Source organism: Deltaproteobacteria bacterium, assembly GCA_016709225.1.
GTDB classification, from domain to species: domain Bacteria; phylum Myxococcota_A; class Polyangia; order Nannocystales; family Nannocystaceae; genus Xiheibacterium; species Xiheibacterium phototrophicum.
On sequence record JADJEE010000001.1, the window covers coordinates 853,727 to 878,275 of the forward strand.

Below are 24,549 nucleotides of genomic sequence, written 5' to 3' on the forward strand. Positions count from 1 at the left end.
GCGACCTCCGGATTGCGCCGACGGGCGGGTCCCGCAGCAGCTCCCGTTGTACGATGGCGGCACGGCACCGCCACGACAGACCCGCCCGCCCTCGGCGATCGGCAAGATCATCGCGATCTTTGCGGTGGTGATGCTGTTGCTCGCCGTCGCCGGCGTGGCGACGATCGCCGGCGTCTTCTGGTGGTATGCGCGCGACCTCGAGGGCTTCGACGAGGCCAAGCTCCGCAACCACCACCCGCCGCAGGTCACCCGCATCCTCAGCCGGGACGGCGAGGTCATCGGCGAGATCTACAGCGAGCGTCGCACGGTGGTGCGCTACGAGGACATACCCAGCCACGTCGAGAATGCGTTCCTGGCGGCCGAGGATGCCGACTTCTACAGGCACGAGGGCATGGATGTCCTCGGGATGGTGCGCGCGCTGGTCGTCAACCTCCGCGCCGGCGAGGTGAAGCAGGGCGCGTCGACGATCACGCAGCAGGTGGTGAAGATCTTCTTGCTGTCCGCCGAGCGCACGCTCGAGCGCAAGGTGCAGGAACTGGTGCTGGCCCGCCGTGTCGAGCAGGCGTTCACCAAGCGCGAGATCCTCTCGCTCTACCTCAACGAGATCTATCTCGGGCACGGTCGCTACGGCATCGAGGAGGCGGCACGGTTCTACTTCGGCAAGTCGGTCGCGGACATCGACCTGGGGCAGGCCGCGCTGCTCGCCACGCTGCCCAAGGCGCCGGGGCGCGACTCACCGCTGCGGAGCCCCGAGCACTCCAAGCGACGGCAGGTCTGGGTGCTGCAGCAGATGGCGCAGCACGGCTTCGCGACCGCCGAGCAGGTGCAGCCATTCATCGATGCGCCGCTGTCGGCGTCGCTCGCCCAGGAGCACGAGCGACCGACGATCCACGCCGGCGCCGAGGAGTTCGTCGAGGAGGCGCGGGCGCAGCTGGAGCTCGAGTTCGGCGTGGACGCGGTGCCGTACCTCGGCGCGCAGGTCACGACCACGGTCTCGCTGCCGCTGCAGCTGGCCGCGCGCGAGGCCGTGCGCGAGCAGCTGCGCGCGATCGATCTGCGCCAGGGCTACGGCCACAAGCTCGCCGCCGCGAAGGCGAAGGTGCGCGCGCAGGCGCTGCTGCACGGCGATGCGCCGATCGCCGTCGGTGAGATCTACACCGCCGCCGTCGTGCAGCCCGACGCGGCGGTGCCGGTGCCGGAGAGGGGCTTCGCCGCGACGATCGGCGAGCACCCGGTATGGGTGCGGGTGCCGGCGGGCTCGCGGTACGCCGAGGACGACGTGCCGCCGCGCGAGCAGTTCCCGGTGGGTGCGGTGCTCGAGGTCCGCGTGGTCGCGGCCGCCGGGGCGCCGGATACCGGCGCGCCCGCGGGCTGGGCGGTGGCCGAGGTCGACGCGGGGCCCGAGGCCTCAGTAGTGGTCGCGGACGCCGACAGCGGCGACGTGCTCGCGATGATCGGCGGCTCGCACTACGCCGCCGGGGGCTTCAACCGCGCGACGCGAGCGATGCGGCAGCCGGGCTCGACCTTCAAGCCCTTCGTCTACGGCGCCGCGATCCACAGCCGACAGTTCACGGCGGCGTCGCTGGTGTCGGACTCGCCCGAGATCTACGAGAAGTGGCGGCCCACCAACTTCGAGGCGGACGTGTACCGCGGTGACGTTCGCCTGCGAGAGGCGCTGGCGCGCTCGATCAACACCATCGCGATCAAGCTCGCCGACCGTCTCGGCGTGGCCGCGGTGCAGGACTTTGCCCGTACGCTCGGGATCCACTCGCGCCAACCCAGCGATCTGTCCATTGCGCTCGGCACCGGTGAGGTCACGCCGCTCGAGCTGACGGGGGCGTACCTGACCATTGCGCGCCGCGGCAGCCTCCTGCAGCCGCGGACGATCCAGCACGTGGTGCTCGCCGACGGGCGGCGCGTGGACTACAACCCGGCGCCGCAGCAGGTCATCGGCGAAGACGTCGCGTTCGTGTTGACCAGCATGATGACGCAGGTGGTGCGAAGCGGCACCGCCACCGACGCCAAGGCGCTCGGCCGCCCGGTGGCGGGTAAGACCGGGACCTCGGCGGAGCACCACGACGCGTGGTTCGCCGGCTTCACGCCACGCACGGTTGCGGTCGCGTGGGTGGGCTTCGACCGCCCGCGCTCGATGGGCCGCTCGGAGACTGGCGGCAAGGCAGCCGTGCCGCTGTGGGTCGCCGCGGTCCGCGGCGCCGAGCAGGGGCCGGCGCTCGACTTCGTGCCGCCGTCGTCGGTGTCGGTGCGGCGCATCGACGCCGCCACCGGCCTGCTCGCACCGCCCGAGGCCGCCGAGCTCAAGACCCTCGACGAGTACTTCCTGGTCGGCACCGAGCCGGTCGACGAGGTCGACGCGGGGGTCAAGCCCAGCGGCGACGTCCTGCTGGGCCTCTACGACGACGACCCCGGCACGACCCCCGCACCCACGCAGGCGCAGGATCCGACGCCGAGCGCACCGTCACCACCCTCCGGTGGCACCCGCAAGCGCGAGCTGCCGTCGGTGCTCGAGAACCCAGACTGACGTCGCCACCGCGCCAGCGCGGCGCTCGGCGTTCGCGGCGGACCAGTCGCGCGGGCTGCGACAGCTCAGCCGTCGCTGGGATCGATCTGCACGAGCGTCCCGACCTGCACGCGGGTCTGTTCGGCGAGCACGTCCTCGAACTCGGCCTCGAGCGCGCTGGCGTCGAAGTCGGTGAAGTCGACGCCGTCGAAGAACCGATCGTAGGTCTTCGAGATCGTCAGCTCCTTCGGGAAGTCTTCGTGGCGCGCGACGTGGAACGGGCCTCCGCCGTCCACCGTCTGCAGGTCGAGCACGATGCGCTGCTCCGCGGTACCGCGCAGCTGGAACGGCACGGCGTCGTCGCCCGCGTCGAGTCGCGCGCCGCCCGAGAAATACACGGTCGCGCCATCGACGGCGCTGTTCTCGGGGATGTCGTGGCGCGTGTCTTCCTTGCCGGGCTCGATCACGGGCATGTGGTAGCGACCGTAGTCGACGATGAGCTGGCAATAGTCTCCGGGCTCGAGCTCGCGGCCTGCGACCGTGAGGGTCTCGAGATCCTCGGCGCGCAGGTCCTCTGGGCACGGGCCCCAGAACATCTGCAGTGGCAGCTCACGGCCACCGCAGGTGACGATCGTGACGGCTTCGATCGTGATGTACGACTCGAGCAGCGTCACCTCCCAGCCGTTGTCGTTCTCGAACACGCGCGGCGCTTCGTCGTCGCCGCGGTTGGGGAACGAGCCGTTCTCGGGCGTCGCGTGGTGCGTCGAGAAGACGTACAGCAGCGCGCCACCGGGATCGAGTGCGTCGCAGCCGGTCATCGTCAGACCAGCACACGCCAGGAAAAAACCAACGAGTCGAGAGGTCGTGCGCATGGGGGGACGAGACCGAGCACGACACTATCAGAGGGTGGGGGCAGGCTTCAAACCTCGATGATCCACTTCATGCGTCGCGGCATGCAGTCGTGACATGCAGCGGGACCGATGGATCCACCGCACGATCCAACGCGTCGTCCGACGCAGGGCACCGAGGTCGCGGTCGAGCGAAGGCCTGCGGCAAGCGATGCGCGCGTGGGTCCAACGCAGCGCAACCCCGCCGCGGGCGCGGGTTCTCGGCCTGCGGCGACGCGGTGCGCCTCCCGTCGAAAGCTGCGTAGTTTCGGCAAAGGCGACTCCGACGCCGCACACCGAGCGCGGGGCGTCATCGCGCGTGCGGGCGATGGTCCTCGCCGCCCACGTGGGCACCATCGCGAACTCGTCGTCGATTGTGCCGATAGCCACACCGCTTTCCCCGTCGAGATCGCGCGACGCCGCGGCGTTCTGTCTGCGCGCGCCCCCACGTGATCGCGACCACATGCGCGCTCGTGGGGCCGCGCGACCGCGGGCGGCCTGGGCAAGTCGCCCATCCGAGCTCGCTCGCGTCGACGCGAGCGCGGCAACCCCACGCCTCGCGGGCGAGGGGGCGGCCGCGTGCGCGCACCCGCGGCGATGGGTCTGCGGCACGGCCGCTCGCGCGGCGGCGCGCGCGTCCTCGCGCAACGGCGGGCCGCGGCCGCTGGGAACAGCGCCGCATGGGATCGTGTACGACGCCGATGCTAGCCTGTCGCACGTGGCCCGCCACCCCATCGCCGAGTTGAGCGCTCGCGGCACGCAGGCCGCGGTGTCGGTGCGCCCGGCGACCGGATCGGTGCCCGCGGTCCGCGACGCGGGACCGAACGATCTCGTGGCCTGGGCGCTGCGCGTGCCGGTGTCGGGGCCGCAGATGATCGTCGGCGGTATCGCGCTGGCGATGGTGGGCGCGGCGTTGGCCTGGCTCAACCCGCTCGGGTTGGTCGGGGTGGCGGTGTTCGGTGCGATGATGGCGGTTGGCGGCGCGGCGATCAGCATGGGCATGCGCAAGGGCGCCGCCGCGATCCCGGCGCTCCCGCCGGCGCGGAGCTCCGATCCCCACGTGGTCGCCGAGCGCTGCCGCCGGGTGCTGGCGGTGCTGCATCGCACCGGCCCCATGACGTTCGAAGGCGTGCAGAGACAGCTGCGCTGGACCGAGGCCGCGCTGGTGGAGACGTTGATCGCCCTGCGCGACGACGGCACCGTGGTGGAGGATCTCGATCTCGACAGCGGCGAGTGGACGTATCGCGCAGCGCAGGACGACTTCGGGCAGCCGATGTCGAAGATGCTGAGCGATCGCAAGACCGGCGAGGGATGGTGATGAAGGACAAGAGCACCGCGGCGATCCTCGCGCTCTTCATGGGCGGCCTGGGCGTGCACAAGTTCTATCTCGGGCGCATCGGCTCCGGGATCGTCTACCTGCTGTTCAGCCTCACCTTCATCCCGGCGGTGCTGGGACTGATCGACTTCTTCATCTTGGCGCTGATGGATCCCGACGAGTTCAATCGCCGCTACAACGGCACTGCGCTGGGTCCGAGTCCGCTGGTCTTCAACGTGCTGCCGCCCGCGATGGGCTATCCCTACCCGCCGCCGGGCTACCCGCCGCCGGGCTATCCACCGCCGGGCTATCCACCGCCGGGCTATCCGCCGCACGGCCATCCGCCCCAGGCGGCGCCCGCGGCCGCGCCGACGGTGGCGCCACGGACCGCCGACGAGCTCGCGCGCGAGCTCGAGAAGCTCAACGAACTGCGGATCGCGGGCCTGCTCACCGACGACGAGTTCAACGCGCAGAAGCAGAAGCTGCTCGCGGCGATGGGATGAGTCGGTGGTCGCGACGACGCGTGCTCGCGGGTGCCGCGGGTTTCGCGACGGTGGCGTGCGGCCGCCCGCGGACGGCCGCGGGGCCGCGCGCACCGTCGGCGCCCGTCGTCACCGCGCCGCCCGACGCGAGCGAGCCCGATGCCTTCGCGGCGCTGCACGGGCGCTGTGACGGCATCGCGGCCCCCGATGCGCTCGAGTGGTCGGGCCATCGCGACGCGGTCTGCGAGCGCATGGCTGCGGCCGGCGCCGACGCCGTCGCGGTCGAGCCTGGCGCCGCTGCGGTGTACCTCGCGGGCTTGTCGTGGGGTCGATCCGAGCGGCCGCTGCTGTTGATCCTGCGGGCCGATCGCAGCGCGTTCGTGCTGTGTCCCGCGTTCGAGCAACGATCGGTCGCCGAGCGCTGCGCGGAGCTGCCGTTGGTGCCCTGGCGAGAGCACGAAGATCCGTTCGCGGTCGCCCTCCGTCACGCGCCGTGGCTGGCGCGGGCCCAGCTCGCGATCGAGCCCAGCATGCGCGCGTTCGTGGTGGCGGGCATTCGCCGCGCCTGCCCACAGGCGCAGCTGCGCGACGACGATGTGATCGGTCCGGTGCGCCTGCACAAGCAACCCGCCGAGCTCGCGCGTCTGCGTCGCGCCAACGAGGCCACCCAGGCGGCGATCGCCGCGGTCGCCGAGCGCGTGCGCGTGGGCGTGCAGGAGTCGCAGGTGGCGGCCTGGATGCACGCGGCGTTGGTCGCCGCCGGCCTCACCGACCCGTGGGCGTTGGCACTGGTCGGTCCGAACGCGTCGTTTCCCCACGGTAGCGGCGCGACCCGGTCGGTCGCCGCCGGCGACGTGGTGCTGGTCGACACCGGCGCGTCGCTGCACGGCTACCGCTCGGACATCACGCGGACGTGGGTGGTCGGCGAGCCCAGCGATGCGCTGGCGCGCGCGTATGCGGCGGCCAGCGCCGCGCAGCGTGCCGCGCTGGCCACGATCCGCCCCGGCGTGACCGCGGCCAGCGTCGACGCTGCCGCGCGCGCGGGGATGCTCGAAGCCGGCTACGGCGGTGACGATCGCTACTTCACGCACCGGCTCGGCCACGGCATCGGGCTCGAGGTCCACGAGCCGCCGTACCTGGTCGGCGGCAACCAGCAGGTGCTCGCGGTCGGCATGACGATGTCCGACGAACCCGGCATCTACGTGCCCGGCAGCTTCGGCGTGCGCACCGAGGACATCGTGCTCGTCACCGCCGACGGCGTCGACGTGTTCGGCGAGCTCGCGCCGCCGCAGCTCGACGTGCGCCCGACTGCGTGAGGCCGGCCGGCGTCAGGCCGGCCGCGTGCGCCACCACAGCGCCACCGGCAGCGCGCAGTACGGCGCGTAGATGAGTGCGAACACCAGCTTGTCGGGCGGTGGCAGCTCGCCGAACAGCTCGACCCAGACGTGCACGACCATCGAGTAGAGCATCGCCACCATGTAGATCCGCGCGGCGCCGTGCAGCCGCGGATCGCCGCGACGCAGGGCGCGGGCCGCCCACAGGTAGAACGGCCCCATCACGAATGCGGAGATGCCGGACATCACGCGCAGGAATTGGGGATTGGCGGCGACCAGCGGATCCCAGCGCACGCCGAACCAATGCAGCGCACGGCCGAACGGGTCGACGCTGTCGGGCGCGACGAGGTCCATCGCGGCCGCGCGATCGAACAGCAACGAGGTGGCCGCGAACGACAGCAGCGTGAGCAGCAGGATCGCGTCGAGGCCGGTGTGGCGTGGGGGGGCGCCCGCGGACATCGACGGCGATGGTGTCACGGCTTGGGCAGTGCGACCAGGGTCAGGCCCTCGCGTCCGGTGTCCTTGACCAACGCGCCCTCGAGATCGGCGTAGCGCAGCATCGGGTTGCGCGAGCGATTCTTGTGGTTGTCGGAGAGGCGGGTCTGGAAGTCCTGCAGCGGCTGGACCTGGTAGGCCCACAGATCGGCGTGGACCCACTTCTTGTTGTAGATCGTGCGCAGCACCCTCGAGTCGGCGTCGGCCGGCAACGACTCGATGTTCGCGACGAAGTCGTCGGTGTACTTGAAGTACTCCTCGGCGTTGCTCATGTAGAGCGTGCGCACGGTGACGCCGAGCGACTTGCACACCGCGCCGACGGTGCGCAGGCTGTGATTGCCGGCGAGGTTGCCCGGCATCATGCGCACGCGTCCGGTCTGGTACATCGCACGCACGTGGGCGTAGAGTTCGGGGTCCGACAACCAGCTCACCGGCTCGCCCTGCTGCTTGCGGGCGATGACCCGCTCGAGGTGGCGGTAGACGGTCTCGCGCGCGGTCGCGAAGCCGCGCAGGATCCGGCTCTGGGCCTTCTCGCCCTCGGCCGCGAATGCGTCCTCGAGCAGCTTGCGGGTCTCGGCCTCGTGGCTGGCGTGCCACGCATCGACCAGCGCGCGCGGTTGGTCGTGGGCCTGCACCAACACCTCGTACATGCGCTGCAGGTCGACCACGCGATAGTCGATGTCGAGCAGGAACGCGTACTCGGCCTTCATCACCGCCATCATGGTGAAGTTCATGTCCGAGCCCACGCCGATGTACGCACCACCCTTGTCGCGGATGTACTCGAAGTAGAGATCGTGCCGCGTCTCGTTGCTCTGCACGTAGTGGATGTCGACGGGGATCGGCGCGTCGGCCTCGCCGTCGAGGAAGCTGCGCCGCGCGGCATCGTCGAGCTTGGTCAGCTTCGCGGGTCCGAAGGTCTCGCCGGCCGCGACCGGCGGCGTCGACGGGGTGGCCGCGGCCGCGGCGTTGGTGTCGGCGTGGACCGTCGCGCCCGCGGCGGCGGCGGGATCACCTGCGGGGTCGGCCTTGCCGGCGTTTCCCCCGGGGGTCGGGGACGCGGGGCTCTGCACGCCGGGATCGGCGGTCGCGGGATCGCGGCACGCGGCCGCAGCGAGCAGGGAGGCGAGGACCAGACGGGCGTGTCGGCGGGCGCGGGCCATGGGGATCGCCGCCACTTATGCCACGGGCGCGAGGTCGGCCCAGCTTTTCGCGCGGGGCGAGCTCGCAGGGGGCTTGCGCATCGGCGGGGGTCAACCCAATATTGGCCCGCGCCAGTCCCACTGCGCTTCATGCGCATCGTTCGACGGAACCGCTGCGGTCCCCCCGAGAACGCATGACCCGAGCCGACGGCGACCTCTGATCGCCAGGGCTCGGTCGACGCCTGCGGCCCACGCGGGCTGGCCCACCCGAGGAGGGGCGATGAGCGAATCGGACAGCGTGCGGCCGGTGACGATCCGAGCCGAATCGATCTCGAAATCCTACGGCGGCTTCGCTGCGCTCAGCCAGGTCTCGTTCGAGGTCCGCAAGGGCACCGTGGCGGCGTTCCTGGGCGTGAACGGGGCGGGCAAGTCGACCACGATGCGGATCCTGACCGGCTACCTCGCGCCGACCTCGGGTCGCGCGCGGGTGTTGGATCACGACCCCACCAACCACGAGGCGCGTCTCGAGCTGGCGCGGCGCCTGGGCTACCTGCCCGAGAGCGGCCCGCTGTATCGCGACATGACGCCGGCCGAGTCGCTGCAGTTCTTCGTCGACCTGCGCGGCATCAGCGATGGTGCGCGGGCCATCGACCGTGCGGTCGAGCGCTGCGCGATCGGTAGCGTGCTGCACAAGCCCATCCACAAGCTCTCGAAGGGTTATCGCCAGCGCGTCGGCATGGCCCAGGCGCTGCTGCACGACCCCGAGGTGCTCATCCTCGACGAGCCCACCAGCGGCCTCGACCCGCTGCAGATCCGCGACGTGCGCGCGCTGATCCGCGAGCTCGGCCAGGACAAGACCATCCTGCTCTCGACCCACATCCTGCAGGAGGTCGACGCGGTCGCCGACACCGTCGTGATGATCCACGACGGTCGCATCGTGTTCACCGGCACCAAGGACGAGCTGGTCGCCGGCGGCAGCATCGAAGTCCGCTTCCACGAGCTCACCGGCAGCAAGCCTGCGAAGGAGGTGGCGTGATGCTCGGCATCGACACCCGCGCCGTGATGGCCATCGTCCGCAAGGACCTGCGTCAGTACCTCGGCAACCCCACCGGCTACGTGTTCCTCACGCTGTTCATCGCGACCACTGCGGCGGCGGCGTTCATGCAGGAGGGCTTCTTCGCCCGCAACCTCGCCGACCTCGCCGAGCTGAACAAGATGATGCCGGCGATCCTCATGTTCTTCGTGCCCGCGGTGACGATGGGCGCGTGGAGCGACGAGCGACGCGGCGGCACCGACGAGATCCTGCTGACCGCACCCGTGCGCGACCTCGAGGTCGTGCTCGGCAAGTACCTCGGCGTGCTGGGCATGTTCACGGTCTCGCTGGGCTTCTCGGTCGCGCACGTGTTCGTGCTGTCGTACCTGGGCGACCCCGACCCCGGCCTGATGTTCTCGACCTACCTGGGCTACTGGCTCATGGGCGCACTGTTCTGCGGTGTCGGCCTGCTGGCGTCGATGTTCACCTCGAATGCCACGGTCGCGTTCATCCTCGGTGCGCTCGGCTGCGCCGGGTTGGTGTTCGCGGGCAGCGAGCCGTGGGCCGCGGGCATGCTCGGCACCGTGGTCCTCGGTCTGTCGTTCGCGCTGGTGGTCTTCGTGCTGCGCGCCGGCGACCTCGCCGAGGCGGCGTTCGCCGGGGGCCTGGGCGCGGTGGTGGGGCTGGCGTTCTGGCTGCCGTCGCTGATGCCTTGGCTGCACGACGACGACGGCGGCAAGAACCGCTTCGTCGAGGTCTTCGAGTCGCTCGCGGTCGATCGCCACTTCGCCAGCTTTGGCGAGGGCATCGTGCGCCTGGGCGATGCGGTCTACTTCCTGGGCGGCACCGCGGTGCTGCTCTACCTCTGCAGCTTCCTGCTCGGAAGGAGGCACTGGTAGTCATGCCACTGTCGCCACGCAATCATCGACTCATCCGCTTCGGCGCGCTGGCCATGACGGTCGCCTCGCTGGGCTACGCCACCACCCGCGCGCGCACGCGCGCCGACGTCACCTCGGAGCAGCTGTCGCGGCTGACCCCGGCGACCGAGGAACTCATCCGCAGCATCTCGAGCGAGCGTCCCGTGGTCGTGCACGCGTTCGTGAGCGCCGAGGTTCCGCGCGAGTACGTCGAGGTCCGTCTGCGGCTGATGAACCTGCTGCGCGAGATGGAGGCCCAGGGCGGTGCCGGCCTCACCGTGCGCATCGTCGAGCCCGACCTCTACTCCCCCGAGGCCGAGGAGGCCATGGAGAAGTGGAACATCATGCCGCGGCCGCTGGTGGACCGCGAGGGCGGGCGCATGGAGGAGATGGAGACCTTCCTCGGGCTCGCGTTCGTGTCGGGCCCGCGCGAGGAGGTGGTGCCGTTTCTCGATCGCGGTCTGAGCGTCGAGTACGAGATCGCCCGCGCGTTGCGGGTGGTCACGCAGGACAAGAAGAAGGTCGTCGGCATCCTGCGCACCGACGCGACCATCATGGGCAACTTCGACCTGCAGGCGCGCTCGCAGCAGCCCGCGTGGCGCATCGTCGACGAGCTGCGCAAGCAGTACGAGATCCGCTCGATCAACCCCAAGCAACCGGTGCCCGAGGACATCGATCTGCTGTTCGTGCCGCAGCTGCCGAGCTGCGCCGCCGACGAGCTCGACACCGTGCGGGCCTACGTCGACGCGGGGCGCCCCGCGCTGCTCACGGTCGATCCGTTCCCGCTGTTCGACGTGCGCACCTCGCCGACCGAGGAGAAGCTGCCACCGCCCGGGCAAGGTGGCGGCGGCATGTTCGGCGGCGGCGGTGGTCCGCCGGCGGAGCCCAAGGGCGACTACCTCGGCTTCCTGCGCGACATCGGCGTGCAGTGGCAGGCCGACGAGATCATCTCGGACACCTACAACCCGCACCCGACCCTCGAGAAGGTGCCGCCGCAGATCGTCTTTGTCGGGCCGCGCCCCGACGGCAGCAACAGCCTCACCGGCCGTGATCCGACCGTCGACGGCCTGCACGAGATCGTGATGATGTTCGGCGGCGAGCTGCAGGCCGCGCCCGGCTGGCAGGACAAGTTCACGCCGCTGCTCGAAGTCGGTGCCACCTCGGGCTCGGCGTTGTTCGACGCGATGGTGCAGCGGCACCCGCTGTTCGGCATCCAGGGGCCGGTGCCGCCGCGACCGGGCGTGCTCGACGACGGTCGGCAGATGATGACGCCGCCCGACGGCAAGCCCAAGGTCATGGCCGCGCGCATCAAGGGCGGCGGCGACGGCGAGAAGAAGGACAAGAACGTCATCGTCATCGCCGACCTCGACCTGTTCGGGAACAACTTCTACGCGATGCACGAGCGCGGCGGTGACGTCGACGCCGACGGTCTCGACGATGTCCGCTTCGACAACGTCACGTTCCTGCTGAACGCGGTCGACAGCCTGGTCGGCGACGACCGCTTCATCGAGCTGCGCAAGCGCAAGGCGAGCTATCGCCGGCTCACCACCGTCGACAACCTCAAGAAAGAGGAACGCGACGAGCGCGAGAAGCAGACCGAGGCCGCCAACAAGTCGGCCGAGGCCGAGCTGGAGGAGGCCAAGAAGTCGCTGGAGGCGGCGGTCGACGCCATCGAGCAGCGCACCGACCTCGACGACACCACCAAGGCGATCATGCTCAAGAGCGCCGAGCAGGCCGAGAACCGCCGCCTGCAGGCGCGTCAGGAATCGATCGAGCGCGAGAAGGCCAAGGCCGTCGGCAAGGTCGAGACCCGCTATCAACGCAAGTCGCGCGAGATCGAGGACCGCATCCGCATCGCGTCGGTGCTGCTGCCGCCGATCCCGGCGCTGTTGCTGGGCGGCTTCATCTACCTGCGCAAGCGCAGGCGCGAGCACGACACCATCCCGCAGAGCCGCCGTACCGGTGGCACCACGGGTGCGCAGGAAGGAAAGGCCACATGAACCGCGGAACCGTCATCATGGTCGCGCTGGCGCTGGGCTCCGCCGCGCTGGCGTGGAGCATGCGTCCGCAGGAGGTCGCCGCGGGCGCCTACGAGGACACCGGCGAGCTGCTGGCGCCGGGCTTCACCGACCCAACCCTCGCGACCTCGCTCGAGGTCGTCACGTGGGACGAGAAGTCGGCCAAGGTCGTGCGCTTCGCGGTCGAGCAGAAGCAGGGCCGCTGGGTCATCCCCAGCCACAACGACTACCCCGCCGACGGCACCGAGCGCATGGGCAAGGCCGCGGCCTCGTTCATCGACGTCAAGAAAGACCTCTACTACGGCGACAACGCGGCCGAGCAGGGCAGCTTCGGCGTGCTCGACCCCGCCGGCGCCGACGGCAAGGGCGACGAGCGCGGCCAGCACATCACCATCAAGGACGCCTCGGGCGCGACCCTGGTCGACGTCATCGTCGGCAAGCAGATCCCCGAGAAGCAGGGCTTCTACTACCTGCGCGCGCCGTCCGAGAAGCGGGTCTACGGCGCCAAGCTCGAGCTCGACATCTCGACCAATTTCACCGACTGGATCGAGAAGGACCTCCTGCACGTCGAGCGCGACGAGGTCGTGACCATGTTCTACGACCCGTACACGGTCGACGAGCAGGCCGGTCAGGTCATCGGCAGCAAGCCGATCCAGGCCGAGCTCGAGCAGGTCGACGGCAAGGACGAGTGGGTCGCATCCGCCGGCGTCGAGGTGCCCGAGGGCAAGCTCCTCGATCCCGCGAAGGTGAAACAGATCGTCACCGCGATCGCGAACATCAAGATCGTCGGCGTGCGCCCGCGGCCCGAGCAGCTGACGCCGGGCAAGATGCAGCTCACGCCGCAGATGCAGCAGGTGCTGCAGTCCAAGGGCTTCTTCCTCGCGCCGACCGGCGGCGGTGGGGCCCGACTGATGGGCAACGAGGGCGAGGCCCGCGTGGTCACGAAGGACGGCGTGGTCTACAGCCTGTACTTCGGCGAGGTCACCTACGACTCGGGGCTGGCGCTCACCGCCGGCGCCGAGGAGGAGGGCGCCGAGCCGGCGCCGGTGATGGAGGGCGAGGACCCCGAGGACAAGAAGACCGCCAACCGCTACATGTTCGTCGACGTCAGCTACGACCCGTCGATGGACAAGCAGGGCGGCGCGCCCGAGCCGGCCGCCGAGGGCGAGGACGCGGCCAAGAAGCTGCACGGCCAGGCGCGCGCGCAGCAGCTACAGGAGCGCTTCGGCAGCTGGTTCTACGTGATCCCCGACATGAGCTACAAGCAGGTGCACAAGGAGCGCACCGAGCTGTGGAAGGCCGCGCCGGCACCGAAGGACGGTGGTAGCGCGCCGACCGGCGGCACGCCCGGTGGTGCCCCCACCGGCGGCGACACGCCCGCGAAGCCCAAGCCCGCGCCGAAGCCGGCGCCCAAGGACGACGGCGCAGCGCCGCCGCCGTCGCCGTAGCGCAACCACCGTCGGGCCGCGGCGCGCGTGGTCGTGATAGCGTCGCGTGCAGTGAAGCACGCGCGCGTCGTAGCCCACGCCGTGGCCGGCGTCCTGTCGCTGGCGGCCTGCGCACCGGAGTATGGGCCGGGGCAGATCGGCAGCGGTGACGACCTCGAGCTCTGCGTCGGCGAGGTCGAGGTGCCCGATCCCGCCCTGCGCGCGCTGCTGGTGGAGTTGCTGCCGCAGCCGCCGGGCCCCGGCGATTGCTGCGAGGCCCACGACGATGCCGGCTGTGCCAACGACGAGGTGCAGGCGTGCGTGTGCGAGGGCGTGCCGGCGTGCTGCGACGGGCCGTGGACGCAGGCGTGCGTCGACGCGGTGCAGGGGCAGGGCTGCGCGCAGTGCCTGGCCGAGGGGGAGGAGCCGCCCAAGGTGGTGCTCGCCGAGGCGCTGCGCGACCTCGCGGGCCTGCGGGCGCCGTCGCTGGGCATCGTCGATCTCACGGGCCTCGAGTGCGCCCAGAACCTGCGCACCGTGGGGCTGTCGGGCAACGCGATCGTCGACGTCACGCCGCTGCTCGACCTGCCGCTGCTCACCGAGCTGCAGCTCAGCGACAACGCGGTGAAGGACCTGCGCGTGGTCGGCAAGCTGTCCGGGCTCGAGATCCTCGTGCTCGACGGCAACGGCATCACCGACGTCGGACCACTGGCCGCGCTCGAACGCCTGACCTACCTCAACCTCGCACGCAACGAGATCACCGACCTCGATCCGCTCGCGGGACTGGTCGGGATCATCGGCATCACGATCGAGAAGAACCAGCTGAGCTCGATCGCGGCGCTGACGGGCATGACGGCGTTGGTGTCGATCGACGCCTCCGACAACACCATCGCCGACCTGTCGCCGCTGACCGACCATGCGCGGCTGCAGTTCGTCGACGTCGAGGGCAACGCGATCACCAGCCTGACGCCGCTGCGCTCGGCGACGGGCATGATCTCGCTCGAGGCGTCCCGCAACCAGCTGACCGCGCTCGACGGCGTCGAGGGCATGCACGTGCTCGATCGGCTGGTCGCGCAGGAGAACGCAGTGACCACCACCGCGCCGGTCGCCGGGCTCGGCCTGCTGACGGTGCTCGACCTCGGCGCCAACGAGGTCGAGTCGCTGGCGGGCGTCGAGACGCTGATGAACCTGCGGCGGCTGTCGATGATCGACAACCGCATCGCGTCGATCACGGCGGTCACGGGTCTCCCGGAGCTGCGGGAGATCGACGTGCGGCGCAACCCGGTGACGGCGATCGACGCGGTGGCGACGCTGCCGCTGTTCGGCACGCTGCAGCTCGGCCACGACGGCGTCGCGGTCGACCTCTCGCCACTCGCCGGTCTGCCGGTGTTCCGGCGGCTGGTCTACCAAGGCGGGCGCGTCGACCAGCTCGACGTGGTCGCCACGCTGCCGGCGCTCGAGAGCCTCGAGCTGCAGGACACTGCGGTCTCGGCCGCCGCGGTGGCCGGCATCGCCGGCGCGACCGGACTGCAGTCGCTGTTCCTCGATCGCAGCGGCGTGGCCGACCTCTCGAGCCTCTCGCCCCTGACGCAGCTCGAGCGGCTGCGCTGCGAAGACTGTGCCGTGCAGAGCATCGCGGTGTTCGCCAACTGGCCCTCGCTGGTCGAGGTCAAGCTGGCCGGCAACCCGCTGCAGAGCCTCGCGGGCACCGAGACGCTCGAGTTCCTCGACGATCTCGACGTGGCGCGCAGCGCCATCGACGACCTCGGGCCGCTGGTCGAGAACGAGACCTTCCGCAGCGCGGATGCGGTCGATGCCCGTGAGACCGGGCTGAGCACCGACGACTGCGGCGCGATCGCGGCGATCGTCGCGCGCAAGGCCGTGGTCGAGCACGACGTCGCGTGCCCGTAGCGCGGTGACGAAGGCGGGCTCGGCTCGGGCGTCCGTTGCGTCGCCCGCTCGGGTTTCTGGCGCCCCGGCGGGACCCCGGGCTACGATCTGCTTCGGCGATGCTGGCGGCAATCGACGCGTTCGTGGAGCACCTGACGCTGCAGCGGCGGGCCTCGCCGCACACCGTGCGGGCGTACGCCGGCGACCTGCGGGCGTTCGCGGCCTTCGTGGAGCACCTGCGCGGCCGCGCGCCCGTCTGTGGCGACGTCGATCTCCGCACCGCGCGGGCGTGGCTTGCCACCGTCCACCGCACGCAGTCGAGCGCATCGGTGGCGCGACGGCTCTCGGTGCTGCGGAGCTTCGGTGAGTGGCTGCGTCGCACCGGTCTCGCCGCCGACAACGAGCTGGTGCTGCTGGGTAGCCCCAAGCGCCGCAGCAAGCTGCCCGTCGCGCTGCCCGCCGAGGACGTCAAGGACATGATCGACGCGCCGCAGCGGCCCGGGGTCGCGGGCATCCGCGATCGCGCGGTGCTCGAGGTGCTCTACGGCGCCGGGCTGCGCGTCAGCGAGCTGTGCGCGATCGACCTCGATCACCTCGAGCACGATCGCGGTCGCGTGCGCGTGCGCGTGGTCGCGGGCAAGGGCAACAAGGACCGCATGGTGCCGCTCGGGCGCAGCGCCGCGTCGGCGTTGCAGGCGTGGCTGGCGGTGCGCGGGCAGCTGCTGCGCCCGCACTCACCGGCGCGCGCGCTGTGGATCGCCGATCGCGGCGCGCGGCTCGGGGTCCGCAGCGTGCGGGCGATGGTCTCGCGGCGCAGCCTGCAGACCGGCGCGCGCGCCCGCATCGCCCCCCACGGCTTGCGTCACGCGTTCGCGACCCACCTGCTCGACAGCGGCTGCGACCTGCGCACGATCCAGACCCTGCTCGGTCATGCGAGCCTGTCGACCACGCAGCGCTACACCCACCTCAGCATCGGCGCGATGCTCGACGTCTACGAGCGCGCGCATCCCCGCGAGCGGCTCGCGGTGCCGAACGCCGCGGCGCCGGCTGTCGCCGACGAAGCGCCTCAGAGATCGAGCAGGATCCGCGGCGCGCGGGCCTGATCGCGGCGCTCGACCCCCGGCGGTGGGTCGTTGCGGACGGCCTCGCCGCGCACCGGCTCGTGCTGGCTGTGCCACGCGCCGTCGACCCAGATGTCGACGAACGGCGCAGGTAGGCCGAGATCACCGCCGCGACGACCGCGGGTCGAGAGGTGGTAGTGCAGGTGTGGCCCGCTCGAGTGGCCGCTGTTGCCGGCACGGAACAGCGGCTGGCCGGCCTGCACCTCGTCGCCGACGGCGACCTGCACCGAGCCGGGGATGCCGTGCCACAGCGAGGAGTACTCGCCGAAGCCGTGGTCGATCACCACGCCGTTGCCCCCGGCCTTGCCGGCGCCGCCGCCGATGCGGTTCTCGGGCACGTCGTCGACGATGAGGATCACACGGCCGGCCGCGGGCGCGAGGATCTGTGCGCCATAGCAGTAGTAGGCGTCGTTGCGCTTGCCGTCGCTGCCGGGCCGCGAGCGACGACCGCCGCGCTTCACGACGACGTCGTAGGCGAAGCGCTGTGCACCGCCGCCGAAGTGGTGGTTCAGCGCCTTGCTGCGGCCGCCGTGGCTGATGGTCCACTCACCGATGCCGGGAAAGTGCAGCCGCGTGATCGGCTGGTAGTCGTCGGCCAGCCCCGGCATCGACTCGAGGAACCAGTGCTCGCGCACGAGCAGTCGCGCGAGCTGGCGCTTGTCGTCGAGCGCGAACTGGTAGAGCACCGGTGTCATCACCGGGCCGCCCTTGCGCCGCTCCTGCAGGTGCACCCAGACGCCCGAGTACCAGAGCAGCGATCCCTCGTGGTGCGTGCGCTCCTCGAGCAGACCCTGCGGGCGGCCGAAGCTCTTGCGCAGGTGCGCCGCGGCGGCCTCGAGGCCTTCGGCGGTCAGCCGCGACTGCAGCTCGGGTGTCATCCACTGCCGCACCATCTGCAGGTCGTCACTCGCGAGTGCTGCGACCAGGAGATCCGCGTCGGCCAGCACGGCCGAGCGCGGCTGCAAGTGGGTCGCGCGCTCGGGCACCACCGGGGGCGGCTGCTCGCGGGTGTGCTTGCACCCGGCCAGCGCCAACACGAGCGGGCCGGCCTGCAGCCATGCGGGGAGTCGGAGCGCCATGCGGTGGTCGGGCCCTCGAGGGGGCCCGTCGCCGTGCAGTATCGCAGACGCTCGCCCGGACGCGTCGACCGCGGATCCACCAAGCTGGCAAGCTGGCAAGCTGGCAAGCTGGCCTCGCGACACGCGCCGGCTTTCCGGGCGGTGGGACGCCCGGTGCTGGGGCCGCGCGCGGGCGGCTGCTAAGCTGTGCGTGGCTGATCATGGAGTGGGACCTGTCCGCGCGGGTGATCGTCGAGCCGTCGATTCGAGTCGACACGCTGCCGTTGTCGCCGACGGAGTTCTTCCTGTGGACGCGGATCCAGGGCCCGATCAGCGTCGGTGATCTGCTGCGCGGCGCCGGCATGCCTGCCGACCAGGCGCAGGCCGGACTCGCGCGCCTGCTCGAGCTCGGGGCCGCGCGGCTGGAGGCCCCGCCGCCGCGCGCCCGACCCACGCCGACCACGCTCGCGGAGCGTCGGCGCCTCACGCTGGTGGCCCAGCTCGGGGCGGCACGGGCCGCACCGGTGCCGGGCGCGGACGCGCCCCGCGGCGGCGCCCCGACGACGTCGGCGGGTGCGTCGTCGTCGTCGTCGTCGTCGTCGTCGAGCGCGCCCGACGAGCTCGCGCCGCCGCCGTGGCCACGGGTGGGGCCCGACGATCTGCGGCTGCAGAACGATCACGCGCTGCCGATCGAGGAGCAGCGCCGCGTGCTCGCGCTGGTCGACCGCCTCGAGGACCTCTCGCCCTACGAGATCCTCGGCCTGTGGCCGACCCACGACATGAAGGCGATCAAGCGCGCCTACCACGAGGTCAGCCGCGAGTTCCATCCCGACTCGTACTACGGTCACCAGCTGGGCGACTTCCGCGAGCACCTCTCGACGCTGTTCCACCGCGCGACCGCGGCCTACCAAGCGCTCGATGATCTCGAGGTCCGTGACCCGTATGTGGACGCCGAGATCGCACGTCGCGCGGAGCTGCGCCGTCGCGCACACCTGCAGGACGAGGCCAAGCGCCAGCAGGCGGCGCTGCGCGAGGCCCAGGCCGAGGCCGAGGCCGCTGCGCGACGCCACGAACGCGCAGTGCTCCGCGCCCATCGTCAGCGCGACGCACTCGATGTGCGGGTGCAGCTGCAGCTCGAGCAGCACATGGCCGAGGCCGCCGAGGCCGAACGCCAGGGCAACCTCGCCCGGGCGGCGAACTCGTGGCGCTTGGCGTTGCAGCTCAAGCCCGGCGACGCCGTGCTCGAGGGCCACTGGGTGCGATGTCGCGACGTCGCCCGCAGCAAGCGCGCGGCCGAGGCGTTCGCGCGCGCGATGACCATGCGCGAGGTCGGGCAGGGCGCAGACGCGGTGGGGCTGCTGGTCGAGGCCGCCGAGGCCCACGGCACGCTCGAACACCTCGCCCATGCGGCCGAGGCCATCGCCCCCAAGGATCCCGGGCTCGCCCGCAAGTTCGCGCTCGGGGCCCTCGAAGTGCTGCGGGCGGAGCAGTCCGCGGGTGCCACATCACGGCGTCCGCCAGAGCTCGCCCGCCTGCACATACTGCTCGCACGTGCATTCCAGGGTGCGGGTCAGATCCACACCGCGAAGGAACAAGCGCAGGTCGCCAACAAGCTGCGGCCGAACGATCCCGAGATCCGCGCCCTTCTCAATTCACTGAAGTTGCCATAGCCTCGACCGTGGCGTGCGGAGTGTTCTCCGACGCCCGGGCAGCTTAATGGACAACGTCGTCGGCATCGATCTCGGCACCACGAACACCTGTGTCGCCATCGTGGAGGACGGGGTCCCCACGGTCATCCCGAACAAGGGCGGCTACAAGACCACGCCGTCGATGGTGGCGCTCTCCGAGAGCGGCAAGCGGCTGGTCGGCCACATCGCCAAGCGACAGGCGGTGACCAACGCGATGAACACGGTGTACGCGGCCAAGCGGCTCATCGGCCGCCGTTGGGACTCGCCGGCCGCGCGCGCGGTGCTGCAGTCGGCGCCGTTCACGATCGTCGAGGGGCCCCACGGCGACGTCCGCATCAAGCTGCGCGAGCAGGTCTACAGCGTGCCGGAGATCAGCGCCTTCATCCTGCAGGAGATGAAGCTCATCGCCGAGCAGTACCTCGGCGGTGCGGTGGAGCGCGCGGTCATCACGGTGCCGGCGTACTTCAACGACAACCAGCGCCAGGCCACCAAGGACGCCGGCCGCATCGCGGGACTCGACGTCATCCGCATCATCAACGAGCCCACCGCCGCTGCGCTCGCATACGGCTTCGGCAAGGACCTCGAGCGCCGCGTGGCGGTCTACGACCTCGGCGGCGGCACCTTCGACATCTCGGTGCTCGACATCGGCAAGGGCGTGTTCGAGGTGGTGTCGACCGCCGGCGACACGTTCCTCGGCGGCGAGGACTTCGACCTGCGCGTGATGGATCGCCTGACGCAGGCCTTCCAGGAGAAGACCGGCGTCGACGTCGGTGACGATCGCATGGCGATGCAGCGCATCAAGGACGCGGCCGAGAAGGGCCGCTGCGAGCTGTCGGTCGCGCGCGAGACCCTCATCGATCTCCCGTTCCTGTACACCACGCCGAGCGGGCAGACCTTCCACATGCAGGAGACCCTGACCCGCGACGAGCTCGAGGAGCTGACGCGCGACCTGGTCGACCGCACGATCATGATCTGCGAGAAGACCCTGCGCGAGGCCAGCATCGATCGCGGTGACCTCGACGACGTCATCCTGGTCGGCGGCATGACGCGCATGCCGCTCATCCAGTCGCGGGTGGCCGAGTTCTTCGGGCTCGAGCCCTGCAAGGGCGTGCACCCCGACGAGGTCGTCGCGCTCGGCGCTGCGATCCAGGCCGCCGCGCTGGTCGACGATAGCATCGACGTGCTGCTGCTCGACGTGACGCCGCACAGCCTCGGCATCATGACGGTGGGCGGTCGCTTCCACAAACTCATCGAGCAGAACAGCACCGTGCCGACCAGCGCGTCGCACTTGTTCACCACGGTGCGCGACTTCCAGACCTCGGTGAAGATCCTCGTGCTGCAGGGCGAGAGCGACAAAGCGGCGGAGAACGAGTTGCTGGGCGAGTTCATCCTCTCGGGCCTGCGCAAGGCACCGGCCGCCGAGGTCGAGGTCGAGGTGACGTTCTCGATCTCCGCCGACGGCCTCGTCAGCGTGTCGGCCAAGGACCTCGAGACCGGCCACGAGCAGAGCATCACGGTGACCGCGACCTCGGGCCTCACCGAGGACGAGCTGCAGAAGCTGGTCGAGCACAGCCAGAACTACATGGTCGAGGTGCGCGCCTCCGAGGAGTTCGAGCGCCAGCGGCAGCAGGCCGAGCGCCTCATCGCCGAGGTTCGCGAGCTGTTCCCGCAGGTGCAGGGCATCATGAGCGGGACCAGCTTCGGCCGCGACGCGATCGCCAAGGCCGAGGGTGTGCTCAAGCGTGCGGACACCGAGATCCACTCGCAGGACACTCGCAGCCTCGAAGAGGTGATCGAGAGCCTCGAGCGCACGCTCAACATGTTCCGCGGCGTGGTCAGCAAGACCGGCCTCAGCTGAGTCGACGGGCCGGCGTCGACCACGACGGCATGACGGGGCCAACCGATGGCACAGCGTGACGACGCGGTCGAGCTGACCGTGGTCAGCTGGAACGTGCACAAGTGCATCGGCGGGGTCGACCGCCGCTACCGCCCCGAGCGGGTGTGCGAGACGCTCGGCCACTACCGGCCCGACTTCGTGCTGCTGCAGGAGGTCGACGATGGCGCCGCGCGGTCGGACTACCACCGCCAGGTCGACCTGCTCGGCGACGCGTTGGGCCTGCGTCACCGCACGTGGTTCGCCAACCATGCCCTGCGGCAGGGCGGGTCGTACGGCAACGCGATCCTCAGCCGCTTCCCGCTGATGGACACGCGCAACATCGACCTCACGGTCGCCGGGCGCAAGGCACGAAGCGTGCTGCACGGCCGCTTCCGCGTGCACGTGCGCGACCGTCTGCGTACGGTGCACGTGTTCAACCTCCACCTCGGGTTGCTCGAGCGCGACCGCAGGGTCCAGCTCGAGCGCTTCCTGCTCGAGCACCCGTTCGCGGGGCTGCACGAGCGCACGCCCATCGTCGTCGGCGGCGACTTCAACGATGTGTGGGGCACGCTGGGGCCGGAGCTGCTGCAGCCCGCGGGCTTCCGCGCGTGGCCGCGACGGTGGCCGACGTTCCCGGCGGTGGCGCCGGTGCGGGCACTCGATGGCATCTACGTGCGGGGCGACGTGCAGCTCGCCGACCTCCGACCGGGTGTGATCGCGCTGGCGCGACGGGCGTCCGATCATCTGCCGCTGGTCGGCCGCCTGCGACTGTGACGGCGCGTCGATGGGGCGGTGGCATCGAGTGCGAGGCGGCGGCATCGCCTGCGGTCGGCCGCGCCTGGTATAGATCGCGGGTCAGCCGATGGTCGATCCAGCGCCCAGCGACGACGCGAGCGACGAGGCGCTGATGGCCGCCCATGTCGCGGGCGATCGCGTCGCATTCACGCGCTTGTTCGACCGCTGGGCGCCGCGTCTGCGGCAGACCTTTGCGCGCAGCGGTGCCCGCCGCGACGAGGCCAACGACCTCGTGCAGCAGACCTTCTTGCAGCTGCATCGTGCGCGCGCCGATTTCAAGCCGGGCGCGCTGCTGCGACCGTGGCTCTACACCATCGCGCTCAACCTCCGCCGCCAGCAGCTGCGTCGGGCCGGGCGCAAGCCCGAGACCGCGCTGGGCGAGCGCGCCGAGCAGGTCGCCGTCGCCGGCGACGATCCCGATGCCTCGCTCATGGGGCGGGTCGTGCACGCCGCGCTGGCGAGCCTGCCGGAGGCGCAGCGCGAGGTCATCGTGTTGCACTGGTTCGAAGGGCTGTCGTTCCGCGAGGTCGGGGAGATCGTGGGGGCGACCCAGACGGCGGTGAAGGTGCGCGCGCACCGGGGCTACGCGAAGCTGCGCGCCGAGCTCGAAGCGGCCGGGGTAACCGCGGCCGATGCCACGTCATATGCTGGGGCGGGCGAGTAGGCGACCGATGGACTGCGACGACCTCCAGCGCCAGCTGCTCGCCACCGGTGGCCTCGATGGGGCCGCGCGGGCGCACGCCGACGGTTGTCCGCAGTGCCAGGCGTATGTCGCGGTGATGAGGGCGATGGGCCCGGTCGCGTCGGCTCCGCCTGCGCCCGACGACGGGCTGCGGGCCGCCACCCTGGCGGCGATCGACCGCGACCGCGGAGCGATCGCGCGTGCGCGCGCATGGCCGACCGCGACCCGCACGGCGGTGGCGGCCGCGGCGTGCCTGGCGGTGCCGCTCGGGGTGTGGCTCGCGATGCCACGGCCCGATCTCGCGCACTACCCCAAGGCGCGGCTGCTGCTCGAGCTGCTGGCGTCGTTGGTCACCGCGGGCGCCGCGATCGCGATCTGGCTGCGGCCACTGCATCGACCGCAATCGGTGGGCATGCGGCTGTCGGCGATCGTGGGCACGATTGCGGCGGCGGCGATCCTCGCCAGCTTGCCCGAGGCGCACCACGCCCACCCGAGCTCCCTCGGTGGTGTCGGCGCGCAGTTGCTGCCCAAGGCCTTCGGGTGCTTCGTGTTCGGCAGCAGCTGCGCGTTGCCGGCGTGGCTCGGCCTGCGATGGCTCGCGCGCGACGGTGATCGGCCCGGTGCCCGTGCGACACTCGCGGCCGTCGGTGCCGCGGTGGTGGGCATGGTCGCCGTGTTCCTGCACTGCCCGATCGTCGCGCACGCGCACCTGTGGCTCGGGCACCTGACGGTGATGCTGCCGCTGCTGGCGTGGGCGTGGTTCGCCGCGCGCCGGCGCTAGTACCTCGACACAGCGATTGTGACGGGCCATAACACCGCCCTGACCGCGCCTCGCTGCGTTGCCGCACCTTGAAATACGCCCGGTATTCCGGCGGCACGGCGCCTTGCGGAGTCGCGGCCATGACGGCGTTCTGACCCATCACAATCGCTGTGTCGAGGTACTAGGCTGTGTCCGGTTTCCCATCAAGCCCCGAAGATGCGTAGATAGCGGTGGATGAAGGCAAGCCGGACCATCCCGCCGAAGTTGATGGCGGTCTTCTCGAAGCGGGTCACCACGCGTCGCGACTCCTTGAGCCAGCCGATGAGGCACTCGACGATGCTGCGGCGCCTGTAGAGGCGCTTGTTGAAGGCGACCGGGCGCAGCGCTCGAGTCTCGTTGTGCTTCGTGGGGATCACCGGTGTGATCCCCAGGGCGAGGAGATACCTATCGATCCACTCCGCGCGGTAGCCCTTGTCGCCTGCGAGTGCCAACGGCCACTCCATGACGACACCTCGATCATCATGCAGTGCTTCGTCAGCACCTTGAAGGACCGGCGCGAGCATCGGTCCGTCGTGGGCTTGTCCGGCGCTGAGCTCGAAGTGGAGTGGGTGGCCCTCAACGTCACACAGGATGTGGATCTTCGTGCCCCAGCCCCCGCGGGAGCGCCCCAGAGCGTGATCCGCTGGCTCCTGCGGATCGGATCTTTTTCCCCCCGCCGCTGCTGCAGCGCGCAGCTCGAATCGATGTCCCGTCGATGCACCACAACTCGGAGGGGTCCGCGTCGTGCGGGACGGCGATGCTCCGCAATCGCCGAAGTACGCGGTCGAACGTCTCGTCCTTCGTCCACTTGTCGAAGAAGTCCCAGGCGGTCGACCATGGGCCGAAGCACTCCGGTAGGTCTCGCCACGGAGCCCCAGTTCGCAACACCCAGAAGATCGCGTCGAGCATGAGACGACGATCCCGCGGCCGCCGACCGGTCTTGAAGTTGTTCGTCGGGAACAGGTCCCCGATCAGCTCCCACTGCGCGTCGGTAAGGCGGTGGCGAGGCATGCCCGTCGTGGTCATGCCCCCCTTGGATCACGGATCCCCGATCCGCCCAAGAATTTGACGGTTT

20 protein-coding genes are annotated in these 24,549 nt (G+C 70.8%); 15 read left to right on the forward strand and 5 right to left on the reverse strand.

All coding sequences use genetic code 11. From position 1 onward, the window contains the following. Positions 1-46 precede the first annotated feature (46 nt). The gene (locus tag IPH07_03625; GenBank protein MBK6916471.1) at positions 47-2,539 is read left to right on the forward strand and encodes a PBP1A family penicillin-binding protein; all 2,493 of its coding nucleotides are present in this window, start codon (positions 47-49) and stop codon (positions 2,537-2,539) included. A gap of 65 nt (positions 2,540-2,604) precedes the next feature. Here the strand turns inward: IPH07_03625 and IPH07_03630 are convergent, their stop codons facing one another. Then, complete coding sequence (locus IPH07_03630) at positions 2,605-3,390, reverse strand: hypothetical protein (GenBank protein MBK6916472.1); 786 nt, start codon at positions 3,388-3,390, stop codon at positions 2,605-2,607. Positions 3,391-3,577: 187 nt separating this feature from the next. On the opposite strand from IPH07_03630, the gene IPH07_03635 reads away from it, so the two are divergent. From IPH07_03635 to IPH07_03645, 3 genes are read left to right on the forward strand one after another with little or no spacing between them, the layout of a single operon-like run. Continuing rightward, a complete protein-coding gene (locus tag IPH07_03635; GenBank protein ID MBK6916473.1) occupies positions 3,578-4,723 on the forward strand; it encodes a hypothetical protein in 1,146 nt (381 codons plus the stop codon). Further along, on the forward strand, positions 4,723-5,223 hold the full coding sequence (locus IPH07_03640; GenBank protein MBK6916474.1) for an NINE protein: 501 nt from the start codon (positions 4,723-4,725) through the stop codon (positions 5,221-5,223). The genes IPH07_03635 and IPH07_03640 overlap by 1 nt, the downstream gene beginning before the upstream one ends. After that, on the forward strand, positions 5,220-6,518 hold the full coding sequence (locus tag IPH07_03645; GenBank protein MBK6916475.1) for an aminopeptidase P family protein: 1,299 nt from the start codon (positions 5,220-5,222) through the stop codon (positions 6,516-6,518). Before IPH07_03640 ends, IPH07_03645 begins: the two co-directional genes overlap by 4 nt. Positions 6,519-6,530: 12 nt before the next feature. Here the strand turns inward: IPH07_03645 and IPH07_03650 are convergent, their stop codons facing one another. Further along, positions 6,531-6,995 (reverse strand): DUF2781 domain-containing protein, encoded by a 465-nt coding sequence (locus IPH07_03650; GenBank protein MBK6916476.1) that lies wholly within the window; start codon positions 6,993-6,995, stop codon positions 6,531-6,533. 14 nt (positions 6,996-7,009) lie between these two features. Continuing rightward, complete coding sequence (locus IPH07_03655) at positions 7,010-8,191, reverse strand: hypothetical protein (GenBank protein MBK6916477.1); 1,182 nt, start codon at positions 8,189-8,191, stop codon at positions 7,010-7,012. Positions 8,192-8,450: 259 nt separating this feature from the next. On the opposite strand from IPH07_03655, the gene IPH07_03660 reads away from it, so the two are divergent. The 6 genes from IPH07_03660 to IPH07_03685 all read left to right on the forward strand — a co-directional run bounded on the left by IPH07_03660 (position 8,451) and on the right by IPH07_03685 (position 16,558). Beyond that, on the forward strand, positions 8,451-9,206 hold the full coding sequence (locus tag IPH07_03660; protein ID MBK6916478.1) for an ATP-binding cassette domain-containing protein: 756 nt from the start codon (positions 8,451-8,453) through the stop codon (positions 9,204-9,206). Beyond that, positions 9,206-10,102, forward strand: coding sequence for an ABC-2 transporter permease (locus IPH07_03665; GenBank protein MBK6916479.1), 897 nt, complete (start codon positions 9,206-9,208; stop codon positions 10,100-10,102). Before IPH07_03660 ends, IPH07_03665 begins: the two co-directional genes overlap by 1 nt. A gap of 2 nt (positions 10,103-10,104) precedes the next feature. Beyond that, positions 10,105-12,120, forward strand: a complete 2,016-nt coding sequence (locus IPH07_03670; GenBank protein MBK6916480.1) for a Gldg family protein — start codon at positions 10,105-10,107, stop codon at positions 12,118-12,120. After that, on the forward strand, positions 12,117-13,586 hold the full coding sequence (locus IPH07_03675; protein MBK6916481.1) for a DUF4340 domain-containing protein: 1,470 nt from the start codon (positions 12,117-12,119) through the stop codon (positions 13,584-13,586). The genes IPH07_03670 and IPH07_03675 overlap by 4 nt, the downstream gene beginning before the upstream one ends. Before the next feature lie 81 nt (positions 13,587-13,667). Next, a complete protein-coding gene (locus tag IPH07_03680; protein ID MBK6916482.1) occupies positions 13,668-15,476 on the forward strand; it encodes a leucine-rich repeat domain-containing protein in 1,809 nt (602 codons plus the stop codon). Between the two features lie 98 nt (positions 15,477-15,574). Next, positions 15,575-16,558: a tyrosine recombinase XerC gene (locus tag IPH07_03685; GenBank protein MBK6916483.1), complete on the forward strand. Its 984-nt coding sequence runs from the start codon at positions 15,575-15,577 to the stop codon at positions 16,556-16,558. Here the strand turns inward: IPH07_03685 and IPH07_03690 are convergent. Next, positions 16,522-17,655, reverse strand: coding sequence for a M23 family metallopeptidase (locus IPH07_03690; GenBank protein ID MBK6916484.1), 1,134 nt, complete (start codon positions 17,653-17,655; stop codon positions 16,522-16,524). The two genes, IPH07_03685 and IPH07_03690, sit on opposite strands and share 37 nt — an antisense overlap. Before the next feature lie 200 nt (positions 17,656-17,855). Here IPH07_03690 and IPH07_03695 point away from each other — a divergent pair, with 200 nt between their 5' ends. The 5 genes from IPH07_03695 (at position 17,856) to IPH07_03715 (ending at position 23,456) form a co-directional block, all read left to right on the forward strand. Further along, complete coding sequence (locus tag IPH07_03695) at positions 17,856-19,304, forward strand: DnaJ domain-containing protein (protein MBK6916485.1); 1,449 nt, start codon at positions 17,856-17,858, stop codon at positions 19,302-19,304. Between the two features lie 46 nt (positions 19,305-19,350). Continuing rightward, positions 19,351-21,180 carry a molecular chaperone DnaK gene (gene dnaK / locus IPH07_03700; protein ID MBK6916486.1) on the forward strand — a complete coding sequence of 610 codons (1,830 nt, stop codon included), beginning with the start codon at positions 19,351-19,353 and terminating at the stop codon, positions 21,178-21,180. Positions 21,181-21,225: 45 nt separating this feature from the next. After that, positions 21,226-21,972 carry an endonuclease/exonuclease/phosphatase family protein gene (locus IPH07_03705; protein ID MBK6916487.1) on the forward strand — a complete coding sequence of 249 codons (747 nt, stop codon included), beginning with the start codon at positions 21,226-21,228 and terminating at the stop codon, positions 21,970-21,972. Positions 21,973-22,060: 88 nt separating this feature from the next. Further along, the gene (locus IPH07_03710; protein ID MBK6916488.1) at positions 22,061-22,657 is read left to right on the forward strand and encodes a sigma-70 family RNA polymerase sigma factor; all 597 of its coding nucleotides are present in this window, start codon (positions 22,061-22,063) and stop codon (positions 22,655-22,657) included. Positions 22,658-22,664: 7 nt separating this feature from the next. Further along, the gene (locus IPH07_03715; GenBank protein MBK6916489.1) at positions 22,665-23,456 is read left to right on the forward strand and encodes a hypothetical protein; all 792 of its coding nucleotides are present in this window, start codon (positions 22,665-22,667) and stop codon (positions 23,454-23,456) included. A 182-nt stretch (positions 23,457-23,638) separates the two neighbouring features. Here the strand turns inward: IPH07_03715 and IPH07_03720 are convergent, their stop codons facing one another. Continuing rightward, positions 23,639-24,394 (reverse strand): IS5 family transposase, encoded by a 756-nt coding sequence (locus IPH07_03720; protein ID MBK6916490.1) that lies wholly within the window; start codon positions 24,392-24,394, stop codon positions 23,639-23,641. Between the last annotated feature and the right edge of the window lie 155 nt (positions 24,395-24,549).

Coding starts and splice junctions, on each gene's coding strand:
- IPH07_03630 (MBK6916472.1), bottom strand. CDS start 3,390: ATGCGCACGACCTCTCGACTCGTTGGTTTTTTCCTGGCGTGTGCTGGT.
- IPH07_03635 (MBK6916473.1), top strand. CDS start 3,578: ATGCGCGCGTGGGTCCAACGCAGCGCAACCCCGCCGCGGGCGCGGGTT.
- IPH07_03640 (MBK6916474.1), top strand. CDS start 4,723: ATGAAGGACAAGAGCACCGCGGCGATCCTCGCGCTCTTCATGGGCGGC.
- IPH07_03645 (MBK6916475.1), top strand. CDS start 5,220: ATGAGTCGGTGGTCGCGACGACGCGTGCTCGCGGGTGCCGCGGGTTTC.
- IPH07_03650 (MBK6916476.1), bottom strand. CDS start 6,995: ATGTCCGCGGGCGCCCCCCCACGCCACACCGGCCTCGACGCGATCCTG.
- IPH07_03655 (MBK6916477.1), bottom strand. CDS start 8,191: ATGGCCCGCGCCCGCCGACACGCCCGTCTGGTCCTCGCCTCCCTGCTC.
- IPH07_03660 (MBK6916478.1), top strand. CDS start 8,451: ATGAGCGAATCGGACAGCGTGCGGCCGGTGACGATCCGAGCCGAATCG.
- IPH07_03665 (MBK6916479.1), top strand. CDS start 9,206: ATGCTCGGCATCGACACCCGCGCCGTGATGGCCATCGTCCGCAAGGAC.
- IPH07_03670 (MBK6916480.1), top strand. CDS start 10,105: ATGCCACTGTCGCCACGCAATCATCGACTCATCCGCTTCGGCGCGCTG.
- IPH07_03675 (MBK6916481.1), top strand. CDS start 12,117: ATGAACCGCGGAACCGTCATCATGGTCGCGCTGGCGCTGGGCTCCGCC.
- IPH07_03685 (MBK6916483.1), top strand. CDS start 15,575: ATGCTGGCGGCAATCGACGCGTTCGTGGAGCACCTGACGCTGCAGCGG.
- IPH07_03690 (MBK6916484.1), bottom strand. CDS start 17,655: ATGGCGCTCCGACTCCCCGCATGGCTGCAGGCCGGCCCGCTCGTGTTG.
- IPH07_03695 (MBK6916485.1), top strand. CDS start 17,856: ATGGAGTGGGACCTGTCCGCGCGGGTGATCGTCGAGCCGTCGATTCGA.
- dnaK (MBK6916486.1), top strand. CDS start 19,351: ATGGACAACGTCGTCGGCATCGATCTCGGCACCACGAACACCTGTGTC.
- IPH07_03705 (MBK6916487.1), top strand. CDS start 21,226: ATGGCACAGCGTGACGACGCGGTCGAGCTGACCGTGGTCAGCTGGAAC.
- IPH07_03710 (MBK6916488.1), top strand. CDS start 22,061: ATGGTCGATCCAGCGCCCAGCGACGACGCGAGCGACGAGGCGCTGATG.
- IPH07_03715 (MBK6916489.1), top strand. CDS start 22,665: ATGGACTGCGACGACCTCCAGCGCCAGCTGCTCGCCACCGGTGGCCTC.